A 17,952-nucleotide genomic window follows, 5' to 3' on the forward strand; every position below is an offset into this window, starting at 1 on the left:
CTAAAACATTGCCGTTTTTCTTTAAAATCCGATTTTAATGAAGCTTGATATTTTAGGCTGTTATGCAGCTACTCCACGTTCTTTGACCAATCCCACCTCGCAGGTTTTAACGATGCAAAATCAAATGTTTTTGATCGATTGCGGGGAAGGTACCCAGGTTCAACTTCGTAAAAATAAGATCAAATTCGGTAAAATCGAACACATATTCATTTCGCATCTGCATGGCGATCATTTTTATGGGCTAATAGGGCTTATCTCTACTTTTATGTTGCTTAATAGGGAAAAGGAGCTTCATGTTTACGGTCCAAAAGGAATAAAAGAAGTGATTTTACTTCAACTTAAATTATCAAAGGCCTGGACACCATATCCCCTTTATTTTCACGAATTAACTTCAACTCAACCAGAAAAAATTTACGAAAACGAAAAGCTTTCCGTTGAAACGATCCCACTTAAGCACAGGGTGTATACCAATGGATTTTTATTTAAGGAAAAACAAGGCGACCGTAAATTATTAGTGGAAGAAGCTCGAAAATATAAAATAGACGTAGCGCTTTTTAAAAGTCTTAAAAAGGGTAAAGATGTAATTTCTGAAGAAGGTAAACTTATAAAAAACGAGCTTGTAACAGAAAGCGGAGATGCCCCTAAAAGTTATGCTTTTTGTAGTGATACAGTTTTTTCTGAAGAAATCATTCCGCAATTATCCAATATTGATGTGCTGTACCACGAATCTACTTTTTTACAGGAGCAGCTTAAATTAACAGATCCTACTAAACATAGCACTGCAATGCAGGCTGCGACGATAGCTAAACAAGCTAATGTAAAACAACTTATTTTAGGACATTACTCTACTCGATATCCTGATATTAAACTATTTAAAATTGAAGCCGAGCAGGTCTTTCCTAATGTTTTACTGGCTGAAGATGGTAAGACGCTGGAATTTTAATACGTAATTCAGAGAATTCAATTTTATTTAAAATTATAAGTGATTTACTGAATTTCTATCTGCTTATAGGTAATTAATAGTTTGTTCCAATCTTCCTTAAAAATTGATATAAACATGGTCAATTTTTTTCGGCTTTATTTTTAAAACTTGTAAATTGCAGTAGACAAGAAAAGCTTGTAAATTCTATAGAATATTACGTAAAAGCGCTCTGAACGAAATTTCGATTAAAGTTTAAAAAAACTTTTTTAGAAGAGTTAAAAATATATAACCATGAGTAGGAATCTGCAGGATTATAGACAATCTTATGAAAAAAGTGAATTGTTAGAAAACAATATTTCTGATAATCCATTCGAATTATTTGAACGATGGTTTAATGAGACCGAAGTGGAAGGCGGTGCAGGAGAAGTAAATGCAATGACGATTGCTACGATAGGCTTAAACGGTTTTCCGAAATCGAGGGTTGTTCTTTTAAAATCGTATGATTCTGAAGGCTTTATTTTCTACACTAATTTTAATTCAGAAAAAGGAAAAGCCATAGCTATTAATCCAAATGTTTGTTTATCATTTTTCTGGCCTTCTACAGAGCGACAGGTAATTATACAGGGAGTAGTGGAAAAGGTTGATGATGAAACGGCGACCGAATATTATCATTCCCGCCCAAGGGGGAGTCAGCTAGGCGCATGGGCATCTCCGCAAAGCTCTGAAATTGCTTCGCGAGAAGTGTTAGAAAATAACTTGGCGCAAGTTGAACTTAAGTATAAAGATCATGAAGTACCTAAACCAGAGAACTGGGGTGGATATATTGTAAAACCTGTAAATATAGAGTTTTGGCAGGGGCGCCAAAATAGATTACACGATCGTATTATTTTTAATAAAGAAGAAGCTCAATGGAACTCTAAACGTTTAGCTCCTTAATTATGAAACGATTAATTGTAGTAAGACATGGTAAATCTTCCTGGAAGCATCAAGTACCGGATGATGAAAGACCTTTGAAAAAGAGAGCACTAAAAGATGCCAAGGCAGTTTTAGGAATTTTTGATACTTTCTTTAAACAGAATATAGATTCCGATTCTGCTATGTTTTGGAGTAGTCCTGCTACAAGAGCCCACGAGACTGCGAAGATCTTCAAAAAAAAATTAGGAATTAAAGATGAAAATTTTCAGGTAAAAAAAGCATTATATACTTTTAATAGCAGGGAACTGAAAAACATTATTTGTTCAGCTCCAAATTCAATAGAAACGCTTGTCGTTTTTTCGCATAATCCCGGGATAACCAATTTGGTAAATGCTATGGGAGATCGCAAATTTGATAATATTCCAACGACCGGCTTGTGTGTTATAGATTTTGAAGATTCTAATTGGGATACTATAACTTCAGGCAAGACCTTACTAACCCTTTTTCCAAAGAATTTACGCTAAAGCATGCAGGAAAATAAATACATCAATCGAGAATTAAGCTGGCTTCAGTTTAACACCCGAGTTTTACAAGAGGCTGAAGATGAAACCGTACCCTTAATAGAAAGACTGCGATTTTTAGGGATTTTTAGTAATAATTTAGATGAGTTTTTTAAAGTTCGTTATGCTACGGTAAAGCGTATCGATCTTGCCGGGAAAGCAGGGAAAAGCGCGCTAGGTGGTATGAAGGCCAGCAAACTTTTGGAAGATATCACTAAGGTTGTTATTAAACAGCAGTCTGAAAGTTTAAAGATTTTAGATAAGATACAACAACGACTACGTGAGGAACATGGCATTTGTGTGATCAATGAAAAAGAAGTGTCTGAATCCCAGCAGAAATTTGTTAAAGATTATTTTCTTTCTCAGGTAAGTCCGGCATTGGTAACCATCGTACTTAACGATTTAGAAGAACTACCTAGTTTAAAAGATAGTGCTGCTTATCTGGCTGTAACGATGGAAATGAAAGCTTCTAAACCGGCAGGTAAAATTTCCAAACTGGTAAAAAGTACTACAAATGAGCGTAAATATGTGCTTATTGAAATTCCACGAAGTATAGAGCGATTTGTGGTTTTACCATCAGAAGATGAAAAAAAATATATTATCATTCTAGACGATTTAATTCGGTATAACTTAAATAGTATCTTCAATATTTTTGAATACGAGACTATTTCTGCCCATATGATTAAAATAACAAGAGATGCCGAATTAGATATTGATAGCGACCTTAGTAAAAGTTTTATCGAAAAGATTTCTGAAAGTGTAAAAGATCGAATTAAGGGGGATCCTGTTCGTTTTGTTTACGATAAAAATATCGATAAGGCAACGCTTAATTATCTTATGAATAAAATGGGCATAGATCATGCAGATAGTATTATTCCCGGCGGGCGTTACCATAATCGCCGTGATTATATGGGGTTTCCAAGATTGGGGAGCAAAGAATTACTTTATGATACTAAAGAAGCACTACCTATTCCCGGTCTGGCATTGCAAACAAGTTTGATACAGGGTACCGGTAAAAAAGATCATATGCTTTATGCACCTTACCAAAGTTTCTCTTATGTGGTTAAATTTTTACGTGAGGCTGCGCTAGATCCAAAAGTAAAAACCATAAAAATTACCATATATCGTTTAGCAAAAATTTCTCACATCGCAAGTTCATTGATTAATGCCGTAAAAAACGGTAAAAAGGTTTTGGTTCAAATAGAGCTTAGAGCACGTTTTGATGAAGCCGCAAACATTAAGTATGCTGAACAAATGCAACGGGAAGGGGTGAAGCTTATTTTTGGGGTACCTGGATTAAAAGTTCACTGTAAGACCTGTGTGATTGAACGTGAAGAAAACAACGGGAAATTAAAAAAATATGGGTTTATAAGTACCGGTAATTTCAATGAGTCCACCTCAAAAATTTATACCGATTATACACTTTTTACAGCAAATCAGGAGATTTTAAAAGAAGTAAATAAGGTTTTCGACTTTTTTGAAACCAATTATAAAGTGAGTAAATACAGGCATCTAATCGTTTCACCACATTATACTCGTGCAGTTTTAACAAAACTCATTCAAAATGAAATCGATAATCAGCTTGAAGGTAAACCTTCAGGGATTAAACTGAAGTTAAACAGTCTTTCAGATTATCCCATGATCGATAAATTATACCAGGCCAGTAGGGCAGGAGTAAAAATTAAATTGATTGTTAGAGGAATTAATTGTTTAATTCCCGGTGTACCAGGAATGAGCGAGAATATAGAAGCGATTAGCGTTGTAGATAAATTTTTGGAACATCCAAGAGTGTATATTTTTGAGAATGCAACGAATCCAAGGGTTTATATTTCTTCGGCCGATTTAATGTCCAGAAACCTGGATAACCGAGTAGAAATTGCTTGTCCTATATACGATAAAGATATAAAACAGGAAGTAATCGATGGCTTTGAAATTAGTTGGAGTGATAATGTAAAAGCGCGCGTTTTTTCAGAAAAACAAAATAATGCTTATCGCAAAAAAACAAAGCCAAGAGTGCGATCTCAGGAAGCGCTTTACGATTATTACTTAAATAAAAACGAAAATTACAGGAAGTGATAGTACAAAAGAATTTTGCAGCGATAGATATAGGATCTAATGCCATTAGATTATTGGTTTCTACCATTACCGAAAAGGAGGGCATGGAAACCAGTTTTAGGAAGACCTCTTTAGTACGCGTGCCCATAAGATTGGGAGCAGACGTTTTTTTAAAACAAAGTATTTCTGAAAATAACCGTGATCGTATGGTAGATGCCATGCATGCTTTTAGCCTGTTAATGAAAGCTCATGGTGTTGAAAAATATAAAGCTTGTGCTACTTCTGCAATGCGAGAGGCAAAAAATGCTGATGAGGTTACTGAAGTTATAAAAAAGAGAACGGGAATAGAAATTGAAATTATCGATGGCTCACATGAAGCTGCCATTATTGCCGCTACAGATTTACATGCATTAATTCAGGATGATCATAATTATCTATATGTAGATGTTGGTGGGGGAAGTACAGAGTATACACTTTATAGCAATGGAAAATCTATAGCTTCAAGATCTTTTAAAGTAGGTACTGTGCGATTATTAAACGATCTGGTAGAGAACAAAACCTGGCGCGAAATGGAGGCCTGGGTTCGTGAAACTACAAAAGGTTATCCAGATATTAGTCTTATAGGATCTGGAGGGAATATTAATAATATTTTTAAGACCAGCGGTAAAAAAGAAGGAAAGCCATTAAGTCTTGCTTATCTTAAGAAGTATGACGAATTGCTTAATAGTTATACTTATGAGGAAAGGATTATCGAGTTAGATTTAAAGAACGATCGTGCAGATGTAATTATACCTGCCTCAAGAATTTATCTGAATTCTATGAAATGGGCCAGGGCAAATCAAATATATGTGCCTAAAATTGGTTTGGCAGATGGAATAATTAAGTCCATGTACCAGTCTAACTAATATGAAATCAATGCTATAAAAAGAAAAAGCTGGTGAATTTACCAGCTTTTTTTGATAATTTTTTAACCGTGGATGGTTTCTTTATTTCCTAATCCCTGGATCATTTTACCTTCAAATTCTAAAAGATCGTTCCACTTTTTGTCAACTACTTCACGGTCTCCATATTTTCTGGCAAATTTTAAAAACATTGTATAATGATTTGCTTCGCTAATCATCAAGTTTTTATAAAATTCGGCCAGTTCTTTATCTTCTAGTTTTTCGCTTAATAATCTAAAACGTTCGCAGCTTCTTGCTTCGATTAGTCCGGCAATCAATAATCGGTGGATAAGCTGTGTCTTTCGGCTACCTCCTTTTGGGAAAAACTTTAAAAGCTGAACTACGTATTCGTCCTTACGGTCCCATCCCATCTCGATATTACGCGCTAAAATTTTATCATGAACCATTTTAAAATGTCCCATTTCTTCACGGGATAAGGCAATCATGGCGGTAACAAGTTCGGGGTATTCAGGGTAATTAACAATTAAAGAGATCGCGGTAGATGCTGCTTTTTGCTCACACCAGGCATGATCAATTAAAATTTCTTCAATATTTTTATTGGCAATATCTGCCCATCTGGGATCGGTAGGAAGTTTTAAACCAAGCATAATTATACGTCTAAATCAAAAGTTGTTCGTAATTTATCCAAAAGCGGATTTTTCTCTTTTAGCTTATTGTATTTTTCTATTGGTGTAAATACAAATTTTTTCGCCGTAGTTTCGTTAACATCAATAACCAGCGAGATGGTCGTATTTTTTAATCGGGTTTTTAGAAATCCCATTAATTTATGCTGACCTTTTTCCAGGTCGATTTTCATAGATTCTGCTGGTAATTCTAAATGAATTTCATTGTCATTTTTTAAAGTAGGAAGGTCGGTTTCTAAAATTGAAGCCAGGATTTTCTCTCCACGCTTCTTCAATCTATGAACATAATCGTCCCAGGCGGCCTGTAACTGTGTTTCAGTAAATTTTCCGGTCATTACCGTCTCACGCTCCGGGGCCTTATCCTTTACCTGAGCTTCGAGTTCTTTTTTCTTTCGAATACTAGCCAAAGACAGTCCGGATACCCGTTCTCTTTTTTCTGTTGTATTAGTAGCAGGATTTACTGATTTTGGTGTTTCGTCGCTCGATAATTCAGATTTATTTTGTTCCGGTATTTCTTTTTCTGCTTCTTCAATTTTTGGATCAGAAGTGTTGGGAACTTCATTACTAAAATATTGCTGATTGGCGGGTGTAGCTTCTGGAGCACAAGTATCGTTTTCTGTACGATTTTCGACAGAAGGTTGTTGCGCTTCTTTAGGGGGTGTTCCACTTTGCCCGTATTCATTATTTCTGATAATCGATTTTTCCTCTTTGGAGATCGATTTTGCAGGTTGTTCGAAATGAGAAGGGGGAACTATTTTAGGACTGCTGTTTTTTTTTTCTCCGTCGAAAGTGACAGAGGCTATTTGCATTAAGCAGAGTTCTACTAAGAGTCGTTGATTTCGACTGCTTTTATATTTTAAATCACATTCATTCGCCAGATCAATAGCCTGAAGCAAAAATTGCTGAGACGTTTTTTGGGACTGCTCAAAATATTTTGCTTTTGTTTGTTCACCTACTTCCAAAAGCTGGATGGTACGCTGATCTTTACACACCAATAAATCCCTAAAATGCGACGCTAAACCTGCAATAAAGTGATGTCCATCAAAGCCATTAGATAAAATGTCATTAAATAAAATCAGTAATTGCGGGATATTATTATCCAGTAACAAATCGGTTACCTGCATGTAAGTATCATAGTCCAGTACATTCAGGTTTTCAGTAACAGCTTGTCGGGTAAGGTTATTTCCGCTAAAACTTACTACCCGATCATAAATAGAAAGTGCATCACGCATTGCACCATCTGCTTTTTGAGCGATGATTTGCAAAGCATCTTCTTCGGCATTAACACCTTCCTGTTCGGCAATATATTTTAAATAATCTTTGGCATCGGTAACCGTAATTCTTTTGAAATCAAAAATTTGGCAACGCGATAGAATAGTGGGGATAATCTTATGCTTCTCGGTCGTAGCAAGGATAAAAATAGCATGTTTTGGCGGCTCTTCTAAGGTCTTAAGAAAAGCATTAAATGCCGAGGTAGATAACATATGAACCTCATCTATAATATATACTTTATAAGTGCCTACCTGTGGTGGTATTCTTACCTGATCGATAAGATTACGAATATCATCAACCGAGTTGTTAGAGGCGGCATCGAGTTCAAAAATATTAAAAGCAAAATCTTCATCTGGACTTTGAGTACCGTCCTGATTAATCATTTTGGCTAAAATACGGGCACAAGTTGTTTTTCCCACTCCACGTGGACCGGTAAATAAAAGTGCCTGCGCAAGATGATTGTGAGCAATAGCATTAGCCAAAGTATTGGTAATTGCCTGCTGCCCAACTACATCTTTAAAGGTTTGTGGCCTGTATTTACGCGCCGAAACTACAAAATGCTCCATCTAACAAGTTTGAACGACAAATATAAAAATAGCCTGCTTAACCACGAAGATGTTGACGAGTATTTATAAACAAATAGTGAACTTTATGAACGGCTTTATGAAACAAAATTTAGAAATAAGAAGATAGACTATAGAAATATGGGAATGAAGCTTATGTGGAATGCAAAGGGTTTTCTTGAAAATGAATAATCAATAAACAGACTTTAAACATTTGGCTTTCAAACTTTCCAACCTATAATTTACAACTTTCAGCTCTGAATCCACAACATAAAAAAAGAGGCTTCCCAAAACGATATCCCACCTTCCAATCAGAAAATCCCCGAAATCTTATGGTTAGGTTAGGAGCGTTAAAAGAAAGCCTCTGGTTTAAAGAAGACAGAATTTTAAATAGTCATGGAAAATAGTTTAGTATCTGGTTTTTTTCGTTGAAGCCTAAGATCGAATGCCATACAAACATTGCGAACAAAAGCTCTTCCTTTTTCTGTAATTTCAATTTTATTATGGAGGATTTTTAATAATCCGTCATCTTGCATCTCAGATAACTTTATAATTATATCCGGTAATTCTGGAAATTGCATGTTGTTGTCTTCCCAACTTGTCTCCAGTTTGCACATTAGGTTTAGAATATGCTTTCTGATAATTAAATCTTCCGGACTAAGAATATGTCCGCGATAAATAGGAAATATTCCACCCTCAATTAAATTATTGTATTCTTCTATGTTTTTAACATTTTGTCCAAAAGCATACCAGGAATCACCAATTGCTGAAACGCCCAAGCCAACCATCAACTGTGTAGTCGTTGTAGTATATCCCATAAAATTACGATGAATTGTTTTTTGCTTAAGACTTTGTGCTAATTCGTCTTGGGGAAGGGCAAAATGATCCATACCAATCTCTATATACCCCGATTCTAATAAGCGCTTTTTACCAAGTTCAAACTGGGCTCTTTTTTCTTCAGCAGTAGGGAGATCTTCATCCTTAAAACCACGTTGACCGTTACCTTTTATCCATGGCACGTGAGCATAACTATAAAAAGCAATACGCTCTGGCCTTAATTTTTTAGTAAGGTTTATAGTATTTTCTATATCAGCTGTAGTTTGAAAAGGTAATCCGAAAATGATATCGTGGCCTATAGAAGTATAACCCGCTTGTCTGGCAAGAGTGGTTACTTTTTGGACGTTTTCAAAAGGTTGTACGCGATTTATCGCTTTCTGAACTTTGAGATTATAATCCTGCACCCCATAACTAACCCTTGTAAAGCCAAGATTGGCTAATACATCAAGGTGTTTATGACTGGTATTGTTAGGATGGCCTTCAAAACTTAGCTTGGCATTAGCGCGATCCTTAGGATCTTTAAATAATCCTGCAATGAGCAGTTGTAAATTTTCCGAAGAAAAGAACGTAGGAGTACCGCCACCTATATGCAATTCTGAAATCTTTGGTGTTTCTTCAAATAAGGAAACATACAAATCCCATTCTATTAAAAGTGATTTGATATAAGGAATTTCAACAAGGTGATTTTTGGTAATCCTTTTATTGCAGCCGCAAAAGGTACACATACTTTCGCAATATGGGAGATGAATGTAGAGGCTTATACCGTTGTGCTTACTTTCTACATAACTTCTTTTTAAACATTCTTTCCACTCTTTTAATGAAAAAGAAGCATCATCCCAATATGGTACGGTTGGATAGCTTGTGTACCTTGGACCGGCTACATTATATTTATTTACCAGTATTTGCATGATTTATATGCTGTTTCCTATAATTAGTAAGGTGTTAATTAAAACACTTGCGGTAAATAAGTGAAAAACCACACTTGGTTTTTGTACAGTTAAAATCGATGCATTATGAGCGCTACAAATAGCAACACTAATAAAAACCATAAACATTTGTAATGCTGCATGGCCATGCATTAAAGTGGTCATTATTGCGATCCCTCCTAAACTTGTAGAAACGATCATGGCTAAAGCTGAATAGCCTAAGAAATTGTGACTAAATTCTTCGTTTAATTTTGCATAAAGTGTCATAATTCGAGGATTTTTAATTATACAACAAAATTATCCTAGAAGCTCGTCGTAAAATATGATAATTGTCAGTTTCGATTTTTTTTCTAAAATTTTTTAAAAGTCTTTTATTACTGAAGCTCTCTTTGAAATTCTAAGTCCTCTTATCTGCTGGTAAAAAGCATTAGGCTTTAGCTTTAAGCCACCTCACAATATAAAATGACTAAATCTTGAATATTGATTACCTTGTAACAGGTGAGTATTGAAATTTAAAAAACCTAAATTTTAAGCTAATCTTAAGGTAAGACTAAAGTCATTTTAAAGGATTAATAGCAAATTTGTACTATGAGAATTCTAATAGTAGAGGACGAAACAGGTATTTCTGGATTTCTAAAGCAGGGCTTAGAAGAAGAATCTTTTGCCGTAGATATTGCTGATAATGGCAAAAAAGGGCTAGAATTGGCGCTTACCGGAAAGTACGATCTCTTGCTGTTAGATTGGATGCTTCCTGGCTTAAGCGGTATAGAAATATGCCGGCAATTTAGAAAAGAAGATAAAGAAACCCCTGTACTTTTTTTGACGGCTAAGGACACCGTAGACGAAACCATATTTGGTTTACAAAGTGGAGCGAACGATTATATAAAAAAACCTTTCCATTTTGAAGAATTACTAGAAAGAATTAAGGTGCAACTGCGCCCTAAATCAGGAGAGCACGCTATCTTTTCTTTAGGACCGATAGAATTGAATACAGGTACTCATCAGGCATTTAAAAACGGAAAAGAAGTTAATCTTACCCTTAAGGAATTTGCATTGCTGGAATACTTAATTCGTAATAAAGAAAGGGTATGTACACGTACCAAGATTATAGAAAAAGTTTGGGATATCAATTTTAGCTATAACACTGGTGTAATAGATGTGTACATTAATGCATTACGTCGTAAACTAGATTTGGATCAAGATGAAAATTATATTCAAACAGTTAGGGGAGTTGGCTACATTGCTAAAGAATCATGAAGCTAAGTTTTAAAGATCGTATTGCTATTTATTATATGCTGGCTACTGCGCTTATTGTGGCTTTTGCTTTTTTAGTGGTTTTTATCCTGGTAAAGCAAACTGTTTACCAACAATTAGATAGTGATCTCCATTACGAAGCGACCATACACTTACAGGAAACCACTTTAGAAAATGGAAGGCCTGTTTTTTGGGATAAAGAAGAATGGGAAGAACGAGAGCATAGGGAGGTGCAAATAAATCCTGTTTTTGTTCAGGTGATGGATAGCACTGGCACAGTCGTAACCGATAAGTCACCAAATCTTAAAAAAGATCAATTATCATTTTTTCAAAATAAAGAAGATAATGAGCATTTTAATGCTTATTTAAAAAACGAACTTATTCGTCAAATCCAGGTGCCGGTAAAGATGAATGGTAAAGTTTATGGATATATCATTACAGCTATGTCTTTTGAAGCTTCTCAAGATGTAATTGTGCGGCTGGCCTGGATACTGATCTTATGTTACCCGCTTATTTTGATAGTTCTATTTTTTATATCAAGGTTCCTGGCAGGACGAAGTATTAAACCTATTCAGGAAATTACGCAAACAACCAATCGTATAAGTAGAGATCACCTTAATGAGCGTGTGAAATTTCCCGATAATAAGGATGAACTTTACGATTTATCCCTTTCGATAAATAGCCTATTAGATCGTGTAGAGCAGGCTATCGAAAGAGAACGCCAGTTTACCAGTGATGCTTCTCACGAATTAAGGACGCCCATTTCTTCAATTAGGGGAACTCTGGAAGTTTTGATAAGAAAAGAGCGCACTCGTGAAGACTATGAAGATAAGATTACTTATAGTCTTGGTGAAATTGATAGGATGAGCGTTATAATTGAGCAATTATTATTTTTAGCTAGAAATGACGATGGCCATCGCCTTCTTGATAATAGCAGGCAAACAGAAATCATATCTCTTATCGATGAGGTGATTAATGAATATACTGTAAAACTAAGGAGAAAGAATATTCAGCTTGTTTTTAATGCTGAAGGAATTAAAAATTTCCAGATACATGCCTATTATGGATACGCTATCTTAAATAATGTTTTAGAAAACGCTATTAAGTATGCCTATGCAGATTCTACCATAACCATCGATTTAAAGATGAAAAATTCCAGACCGGTTGTAAAGATAATTGATGAAGGAATTGGAATTAAAGAAGATGACATCAGTAAGATTTTTAATCCATTTTTTAGATCTGAAGGTTTAGAGCATAAACATATAAAAGGTACCGGTTTAGGACTTTCTATTGTACAAAAAGCAGCGCAGGCTATTGGCGCTAGAATAGAGGTAGATAGCATCAAATATAAAGGAACTACTTTCACTATCTATTTTTAAGCGAATCTTAAGAAAAGACTTAGTTTATCTTTAGGTATACCATTTACTTTTATACTAATTAAAAACCTTAGGCGGAAACGCTCCATAAAGGATTAGAATAAGAATTATGATATAGAATTACTTCAACTAATTTTTTTGATATATGTTGATTGATGAAGTAAAATCATATTGTGAAGAATTACTTTCTTCACAATCTTGTAAAGAAATGTCTTTTCATAATCTGGAACATACGCGAGACGTTGTGGCCAACATTAAAACCATTGGTAAATCAATGGGGCTTTCTGCATCGTTTATGGAGCCAGTAATCATTGCAGGATGGTTTCACGATACAGGATTTTTAAAATCATATAAAGAGCATGAAAAATATAGTGCGGTATTCGCTTACCAATTTCTGTCTGCTAAAGACTGGCCTATAGAAAAGATTAAAATAGTAACAAATTGTATTCAGTCTACTCATATGCCACAGGAACCATGCTGTTTGGAAGCCGAGGTGCTTTGTGATGCTGATATTTTTCATTTGGGAACTTCAAAATTTATTGGTCGTAATCAATTACTAAGAAAAGAGTGGGAGGAAAAGCTTCGGCAGCAATATGGTGAAGAAAGTTGGCTTCGGCTTAATATTCAATTTTTAAGTCAACAGCATTTTTTTACCCACTACGGTAGAACAATATTAGCACAGGGGAAATGCCAAAACATCAATTTCTTAAAAAACAAATTAATAAAAATCACAAAATCGGCATCAGCTAAAATGAAGTCCAATTGTGCATAACAACAAAATTAAAAATGAAAAAAATACTGCTTATCCTTATTTGCGTTTTTTCAACTCAATTTTTATTAGCTCAGGATTGGAAAACCGATTTTGCCGCAGCAAAAAAAGAAGCGGCTAAAGAAGATAAACCTATTATTCTTGTTTTTCAGGGATCGGATTGGTGTGCGCCTTGTATAAAGTTAGATAAAGAAATTTGGAGCACAGAAGAATTTAAAGACTATGCCCAGAAACACTACGTAATGTTAAAAGCCGATTTTCCGCGGAAAAATAAAAATGCGCTTTCACCAGAACAACAAGAAAAGAACAATAAACTAGCTGAAGTTTACAATTCTAATGGCTATTTCCCATTTGTAGTGGTTTTGGATAAATCTGGTAAAGTTTTGGGACAGGCAGGCTATCAAAAAATTGAAGTAAAACAATATATAGCCATGCTTGATAAGTTTGCGAAATGATGAAAAAAGCAGGATCTTTTTTAATGCTTTTAATATTGTTCGCTGTAGAGGTAAATGCGCAGCAAACCCTGAAGCGAACCCTAAAACTTATGGGCAGTCGCTTTGATATTACCGTGGTCGCTAAAGATAGCACAGCGGCGAACAGCGATATCAATATGGCCGTTGCTGAAATTACGCGTATAGAAAAGCGAATTTCATCCTGGGATCCAAATTCAGAGACTTCTTTAGTCAATACCAATGCAGGCATAAAACCCGTAAAAGTTAGTCAGGAGCTTTTTGATCTTATAAAAAGAGCGATAGGGATATCAAAACTTACCGATGGAGCTTTTGATATTACTTACGCATCCATGGATAAAATTTGGAAGTTTGATGGCAGTATGACTAGGATGCCTGCTGAAGAAGATATTAAAAGTTCAGTTTCAAAAGTAGGTTATCAAAATATTATTTTAAATGAAGCTGAACATACCGTATTTCTGAAATTACCCGGAATGAAAATTGGCTTTGGAGCAATTGGGAAAGGCTATGCAGCAGATAGAGCCAAAGATTTACTGCAAAGTAAAGGTGTAATTGCGGGTATTATTAATGCTTCGGGAGATATGAATACCTGGGGTAAACAGGTAAATGGTGAAGATTGGAAGGTTGCCATTACCAATCCTATGGATAAAAACAAAGCTTTTGCTTTGCTGCCTATTAAAAATGAAGCGGTAGTAACTTCTGGAGATTATGAGAAGTTTGTAGAGTTTAACGGAACTCGATATGCACATATTATCAATCCAAGAACCGGCTATCCGGCTACCGGAATTATTAGTGTGACGGTTTTTGCTCCTAAAGCCGAATTGGCCGATGCTCTGGCCACCTCGGTATTTGTAATGGGAAAAGAAGTAGGGTTAAATAGAATTAACCAGTTACCTAAAGTAGAATGTATAATTATTGATGTTGAAGGAAATATTCATACTTCAGATCATATTGAAATAGCGACTAAATGATTAAAAAAGTAGTAATACTGGCGTTAATAGCTTGCAGTACTGTTTCATGTTCGGCAATTAAGGAATATGAAAAAGTGTATATAAATGATCCCGATATGGTTTTGGGAGCAAAGAAAGTAGATCGGTTTCAAACAAATTTTCATTCGTACAGGGAAGCAGCTTCTGGTGCAAATGGAGGCAAAACTGGTGGAGGATGCGGATGCAATTAAAATATCAATATAGTATTGTAGCGATTTTGGGCATTTTAAATGTCAATTTTTTAATAGCTCAGCAAGAGCAATCTTCTTCTGGTGAGGTTGATGGCTACAAAAAAAGGGTTTTAGAAAATACCGAAATCGACTTTCTAAGCAGTTATTATTCTCAGGATGGAAATAATGCAGCCGTATCTGGTGGTACGGGAACAGAAGAGCTTACCGATTTTACGCCAACCATCGTGGTATCTATTCCGTTAAATGTAGATGATGTTTTGACGATAGATGCAGGTGTTTCAGCATATACTTCGGCGTCTTCCAGTAATATCAATCCTTTTGATGGTGCTGGGCAGGCAGATCCTTTCACAGCATCCTCTGGAGCGTCTCGTGGTGATACCTGGGCAAATATTAACGGTACCTATAGCCATAGTTCAGACGATCGTAATACGATCTGGACGGCAGATGCATCTTTGGCCAGTGAATATGATTATTTTTCAATAGGTTTTGGTGGAAGTTTTACAAAGTTATTTAATGAAAAAAATACGGAACTTACCCTACACACCAAAATCTATCTAGATACCTGGAAGCCTATTTATCCTATAGAATTAAGGCCTTTTGGAGAAAGCGGAGCTGGTTTAAATGATGGCTTATTTCAGCAAAATTCGATTACCGGCAATCCTAACTACAATCCTAAATTTACTGAATTTACTGATAAAGGGCGAAATTCGTATACTTTGGGATTAAATTTTTCCCAGATTCTTAGTGAGCGATTGCAAGGATCACTGGCGTTGGATGTGGTGAGCCAAAACGGACTTTTATCGACGCCTTTTCAGCGGGTATATTTTGCAGATGTTGCGGATTCATTTATTCAGAATTTTCAGTTGGCGGATGCTATAGAGCAATTACCCGATACAAGACTTAAAATTGCAGTTGGCGGTCGCTTAAATTATTATCTAAACGAAACTTTTGTACTGCGTGGTTATTATCGTTATTATAGTGATGATTGGGGAATACAATCGCATACGGCAAGTATAGAAATGCCCATAAAACTGGGTAGTAAATTTACACTTTACCCATCGTATAGATATTATACTCAAACTGCTGCAGATTATTTTGCCGGTTACGAGATGCATCGTTCTAACCAGCAATACTATACATCTGATTATGACCTTTCAAAATTCCATGCAAATCAGTTTGGGTTTGGTGTAAATTACACCGATATATTTACCAATTTCAATATCTGGAGTTTGCATTTAAAGAGTATCGATCTTAGATATCTTTATTACAAAAGGAATTCGGGGTTAAACTCAGGATTGGTATCTTTTGGAGTTAACTTTATAATTCCGTAGTATTTTTTAGAAAACTATCTCAAATTCAACTGTAATATGCTCACTAAAACCAATTAAAAATGTCTCGTAAAAAGAAATTTTCAAGTATACTTTTAATAACTATGGTACTGGTTGTCGTAGTACTTCAGTTTTTTAGACCGTCAAAAAATATTTCCGAAGAAATATCGAATAATGATATTTTAAAAGCTGAAGATTTACCAAGAGAGGTCTCCAGAATTTTGGTGACTTCCTGTTATGATTGCCATTCTAATAATACTAATTATCCCTGGTATAGTGAAATTACGCCTGTAAATTTCTTTTTAGATAATCATGTGAAGGATGGGAAAAGGCATCTCAATTTTTCGGAATGGGCCAAATTATGGATACGACGGATTTTATATGATATCTTTTCATAATGCTATTTTTTAAAGGTTAATTTCTATTCCGCCGGTGATGGTTCTTAAATTACCAAGTCCCAAGCCCGGGCGTTCTGGGTCTAATCCATCATAATCGGTGATGGTGATGAGGTTCTGGCCGTGTAGAAAAAGTTGCATTTGTTTGAGGCCTAGTTTTGTCACCAAGTTTTTAGGGAATTTAAAGGCAAGCGATAAGGTCTTTAAACGGAAGTACGAAGCATCCCTAATAGGAAAGCTGGTATTTAAAACGCGATTATAAGCAGTACTCGCCGCAACGGTTTGGGAGATTTGTTGATAGGGGCTATCATTACCTTCCAGACGTGATAATATCATCCGGTTAGCATTTCTAATAGCCCCTGCACTAAAAGAAGTGATGCGTCCTTCCTGCTTTACAAATTCCCATAAAAATTGCAGGGAAAAACCTTTATATGTGAGTTGATTACTTAATCCCCCGTAAAACGACCGGTTGTTATCTTGAATGCTATTTCGGTCTTGATAATCATAAGAACCGTCCCCATTGCTATCTTCCACGGTATAGAATCCGGTTTCCGGGTCTATACCGGTATAGTTATACAATAGGGAAATATTGAGGGGATGGCCTACCCGATATGTATTGGCGTAGGGAGATTGCTCGATGTCCGGATAGCTAAGCAGTTCATTCTTGGGAAGGCTGATATTAAATGACGTCTGCCAACGGAAATCCCTACCATTAAAATTTTGGCTGGTCCATTCTATTTCCCAACCTCGGTTTTCTACGGTAGCCGGTAAATTGGCCTGAACCGAGGTAAAACCTGTTAGATAAGGTAGAGGATAGCCCACCAACTGATTAGAAGAGCGGTTACGGTAGTAACTTATTCCTAACCGCAGGCGGTCTTTTAAAAAACCTAGCTCCATCCCGCCTTCCAGTTTTTTGTTAATCTCCCAAGAGTAGTTAGGGTTAGCTAGTCCGGTGGGATATAATCCACCGGCAGCAATGGTAGCTTCATAAGCATCCAGATACCCATAATCGCCAATTAGCTTTATTAAGTTCGAAAGCCAGGGCCCAGGGAAAACCACCCTTGATTCCCGAGCCACGAAAAAGCGCTTCGCCTGGATGAATCCCCTTAAAATTCCTCGAGGGGTTTTGGTAAATGGATTGGTAGATGAATTACAGAGGACCCACATCCTACCGAAAAGTCCGATAGCAAAAGCCATACATACCACCTTGGGTAAGTGGGACAAGCTACACACCTATTTATATGATGGAATCCTGGAGATTGATACGAACCTTACTGAGAATGCCCTTAGACCCCTTACAATCGGAAGAAAAAACTACTTGTTCGCCGGGTCTCATAATGCAGCACAGCGATCGGCGTGTATTTATTCCTTTATGGCTATCTGCAAAAAGCACGACGTGAATCCGCAGGAGTGGTTAAAGCATACCCTGGAGAATATTCTCACTATCAATCATAAAAACCTCCGGGATCTGTATCCACAGAATTATAAAAAACTAAAGAATACCTAATAGATCTTCACCGCTAAGTTCTGTTATAAGTATATTCA

18 protein-coding genes and 1 pseudogene are annotated in these 17,952 nt (G+C 36.0%); 14 read left to right on the top strand and 5 right to left on the bottom strand.

What is annotated here, in order from left to right; translation table 11 throughout:
• The first annotated feature begins 37 nt into the window (after positions 1-37).
• The 5 genes from ZPR_RS09060 to ZPR_RS09080 all read left to right on the top strand — a co-directional run bounded on the left by ZPR_RS09060 (position 38) and on the right by ZPR_RS09080 (position 5,357).
• Positions 38-943 carry a ribonuclease Z gene (locus ZPR_RS09060; RefSeq protein ID WP_013071336.1) on the top strand — a complete coding sequence of 302 codons (906 nt, stop codon included), beginning with the start codon at positions 38-40 and terminating at the stop codon, positions 941-943.
• Between the two features lie 270 nt (positions 944-1,213).
• A complete protein-coding gene (pdxH, locus tag ZPR_RS09065) occupies positions 1,214-1,858 on the top strand; it encodes a pyridoxamine 5'-phosphate oxidase (protein ID WP_013071337.1) in 645 nt (214 codons plus the stop codon).
• Between the two features lie 2 nt (positions 1,859-1,860).
• Positions 1,861-2,361, top strand: a complete 501-nt coding sequence (locus tag ZPR_RS09070; RefSeq protein ID WP_013071338.1) for a SixA phosphatase family protein — start codon at positions 1,861-1,863, stop codon at positions 2,359-2,361.
• A 3-nt stretch (positions 2,362-2,364) separates the two neighbouring features.
• The gene (gene ppk1, locus ZPR_RS09075; RefSeq protein WP_013071339.1) at positions 2,365-4,473 is read left to right on the top strand and encodes a polyphosphate kinase 1; all 2,109 of its coding nucleotides are present in this window, start codon (positions 2,365-2,367) and stop codon (positions 4,471-4,473) included.
• On the top strand, positions 4,470-5,357 hold the full coding sequence (locus tag ZPR_RS09080; RefSeq protein WP_013071340.1) for a Ppx/GppA phosphatase family protein: 888 nt from the start codon (positions 4,470-4,472) through the stop codon (positions 5,355-5,357). The genes ppk1 and ZPR_RS09080 overlap by 4 nt, the downstream gene beginning before the upstream one ends.
• Before the next feature lie 62 nt (positions 5,358-5,419).
• Here ZPR_RS09080 and miaE read toward each other — a convergent pair whose 3' ends face one another.
• The 4 genes from miaE to ZPR_RS09100 form a co-directional block, all read right to left on the bottom strand.
• Positions 5,420-6,001, bottom strand: coding sequence for a MiaE family protein (miaE, locus tag ZPR_RS09085; protein ID WP_013071341.1), 582 nt, complete (start codon positions 5,999-6,001; stop codon positions 5,420-5,422).
• Between the two features lie 2 nt (positions 6,002-6,003).
• Positions 6,004-7,875 (bottom strand): DNA polymerase III subunit gamma/tau, encoded by a 1,872-nt coding sequence (locus ZPR_RS09090; protein WP_013071342.1) that lies wholly within the window; start codon positions 7,873-7,875, stop codon positions 6,004-6,006.
• A 383-nt stretch (positions 7,876-8,258) separates the two neighbouring features.
• Positions 8,259-9,617: an oxygen-independent coproporphyrinogen III oxidase gene (gene hemN / locus ZPR_RS09095; RefSeq protein ID WP_013071343.1), complete on the bottom strand. Its 1,359-nt coding sequence runs from the start codon at positions 9,615-9,617 to the stop codon at positions 8,259-8,261.
• Between the two features lie 3 nt (positions 9,618-9,620).
• On the bottom strand, positions 9,621-9,902 hold the full coding sequence (locus ZPR_RS09100; RefSeq protein ID WP_013071344.1) for a hypothetical protein: 282 nt from the start codon (positions 9,900-9,902) through the stop codon (positions 9,621-9,623).
• A gap of 321 nt (positions 9,903-10,223) precedes the next feature.
• Here ZPR_RS09100 and ZPR_RS09105 point away from each other — a divergent pair, with 321 nt between their 5' ends.
• The 8 genes from ZPR_RS09105 (at position 10,224) to ZPR_RS09140 (ending at position 16,410) form a co-directional block, all read left to right on the top strand.
• Positions 10,224-10,892, top strand: a complete 669-nt coding sequence (locus tag ZPR_RS09105) for a response regulator transcription factor (protein ID WP_013071345.1) — start codon at positions 10,224-10,226, stop codon at positions 10,890-10,892.
• Positions 10,889-12,268 (top strand): sensor histidine kinase, encoded by a 1,380-nt coding sequence (locus ZPR_RS09110; protein WP_013071346.1) that lies wholly within the window; start codon positions 10,889-10,891, stop codon positions 12,266-12,268. Before ZPR_RS09105 ends, ZPR_RS09110 begins: the two co-directional genes overlap by 4 nt.
• A 142-nt stretch (positions 12,269-12,410) precedes the next feature.
• Positions 12,411-13,037 carry an HD domain-containing protein gene (locus ZPR_RS09115; RefSeq protein WP_013071347.1) on the top strand — a complete coding sequence of 209 codons (627 nt, stop codon included), beginning with the start codon at positions 12,411-12,413 and terminating at the stop codon, positions 13,035-13,037.
• A gap of 14 nt (positions 13,038-13,051) precedes the next feature.
• Positions 13,052-13,489 carry a thioredoxin family protein gene (locus ZPR_RS09120; protein WP_013071348.1) on the top strand — a complete coding sequence of 146 codons (438 nt, stop codon included), beginning with the start codon at positions 13,052-13,054 and terminating at the stop codon, positions 13,487-13,489.
• Positions 13,486-14,475: an FAD:protein FMN transferase gene (locus tag ZPR_RS09125; protein WP_013071349.1), complete on the top strand. Its 990-nt coding sequence runs from the start codon at positions 13,486-13,488 to the stop codon at positions 14,473-14,475. Before ZPR_RS09120 ends, ZPR_RS09125 begins: the two co-directional genes overlap by 4 nt.
• Positions 14,472-14,684, top strand: coding sequence for a DUF4266 domain-containing protein (locus tag ZPR_RS09130; protein WP_013071350.1), 213 nt, complete (start codon positions 14,472-14,474; stop codon positions 14,682-14,684). Before ZPR_RS09125 ends, ZPR_RS09130 begins: the two co-directional genes overlap by 4 nt.
• A complete protein-coding gene (locus ZPR_RS09135; protein ID WP_013071351.1) occupies positions 14,675-16,015 on the top strand; it encodes a DUF3570 domain-containing protein in 1,341 nt (446 codons plus the stop codon). The genes ZPR_RS09130 and ZPR_RS09135 overlap by 10 nt, the downstream gene beginning before the upstream one ends.
• Positions 16,016-16,074: 59 nt before the next feature.
• Positions 16,075-16,410 carry a heme-binding domain-containing protein gene (locus tag ZPR_RS09140; RefSeq protein WP_083759753.1) on the top strand — a complete coding sequence of 112 codons (336 nt, stop codon included), beginning with the start codon at positions 16,075-16,077 and terminating at the stop codon, positions 16,408-16,410.
• Positions 16,411-16,419: 9 nt separating this feature from the next.
• Here ZPR_RS09140 and ZPR_RS09145 read toward each other — a convergent pair whose 3' ends face one another.
• Positions 16,420-17,484 (bottom strand): TonB-dependent receptor, encoded by a 1,065-nt coding sequence (locus ZPR_RS09145; RefSeq protein WP_233421384.1) that lies wholly within the window; start codon positions 17,482-17,484, stop codon positions 16,420-16,422.
• A gap of 48 nt (positions 17,485-17,532) precedes the next feature.
• Between ZPR_RS09145 and ZPR_RS09150 the strand changes: the two are divergent.
• Positions 17,533-17,914, top strand: a pseudogene (locus ZPR_RS09150) (IS66 family transposase); the annotation flags it as partial.
• Positions 17,915-17,952 lie beyond the last annotated feature (38 nt).

This window comes from Zunongwangia profunda SM-A87 (assembly GCF_000023465.1).
GTDB lineage: Bacteria > Bacteroidota > Bacteroidia > Flavobacteriales > Flavobacteriaceae > Zunongwangia > Zunongwangia profunda.

Excerpts from the sequence above, each read along its gene's own strand:
- ZPR_RS09130 (WP_013071350.1), top strand. The coding sequence starts at position 14,472 with ATGATTAAAAAAGTAGTAATACTGGCGTTAATAGCTTGCAGTACTGTT.
- ZPR_RS09060 (WP_013071336.1), top strand. The coding sequence starts at position 38 with ATGAAGCTTGATATTTTAGGCTGTTATGCAGCTACTCCACGTTCTTTG.
- miaE (WP_013071341.1), bottom strand. The coding sequence starts at position 6,001 with ATGCTTGGTTTAAAACTTCCTACCGATCCCAGATGGGCAGATATTGCC.
- ppk1 (WP_013071339.1), top strand. The coding sequence starts at position 2,365 with ATGCAGGAAAATAAATACATCAATCGAGAATTAAGCTGGCTTCAGTTT.
- ZPR_RS09100 (WP_013071344.1), bottom strand. The coding sequence starts at position 9,902 with ATGACACTTTATGCAAAATTAAACGAAGAATTTAGTCACAATTTCTTA.
- hemN (WP_013071343.1), bottom strand. The coding sequence starts at position 9,617 with ATGCAAATACTGGTAAATAAATATAATGTAGCCGGTCCAAGGTACACA.
- pdxH (WP_013071337.1), top strand. The coding sequence starts at position 1,214 with ATGAGTAGGAATCTGCAGGATTATAGACAATCTTATGAAAAAAGTGAA.
- ZPR_RS09105 (WP_013071345.1), top strand. The coding sequence starts at position 10,224 with ATGAGAATTCTAATAGTAGAGGACGAAACAGGTATTTCTGGATTTCTA.
- ZPR_RS09090 (WP_013071342.1), bottom strand. The coding sequence starts at position 7,875 with ATGGAGCATTTTGTAGTTTCGGCGCGTAAATACAGGCCACAAACCTTT.
- ZPR_RS09135 (WP_013071351.1), top strand. The coding sequence starts at position 14,675 with ATGCAATTAAAATATCAATATAGTATTGTAGCGATTTTGGGCATTTTA.
- ZPR_RS09140 (WP_083759753.1), top strand. The coding sequence starts at position 16,075 with ATGTCTCGTAAAAAGAAATTTTCAAGTATACTTTTAATAACTATGGTA.
- ZPR_RS09110 (WP_013071346.1), top strand. The coding sequence starts at position 10,889 with ATGAAGCTAAGTTTTAAAGATCGTATTGCTATTTATTATATGCTGGCT.
- ZPR_RS09125 (WP_013071349.1), top strand. The coding sequence starts at position 13,486 with ATGATGAAAAAAGCAGGATCTTTTTTAATGCTTTTAATATTGTTCGCT.
- ZPR_RS09120 (WP_013071348.1), top strand. The coding sequence starts at position 13,052 with ATGAAAAAAATACTGCTTATCCTTATTTGCGTTTTTTCAACTCAATTT.
- ZPR_RS09070 (WP_013071338.1), top strand. The coding sequence starts at position 1,861 with ATGAAACGATTAATTGTAGTAAGACATGGTAAATCTTCCTGGAAGCAT.
- ZPR_RS09115 (WP_013071347.1), top strand. The coding sequence starts at position 12,411 with ATGTTGATTGATGAAGTAAAATCATATTGTGAAGAATTACTTTCTTCA.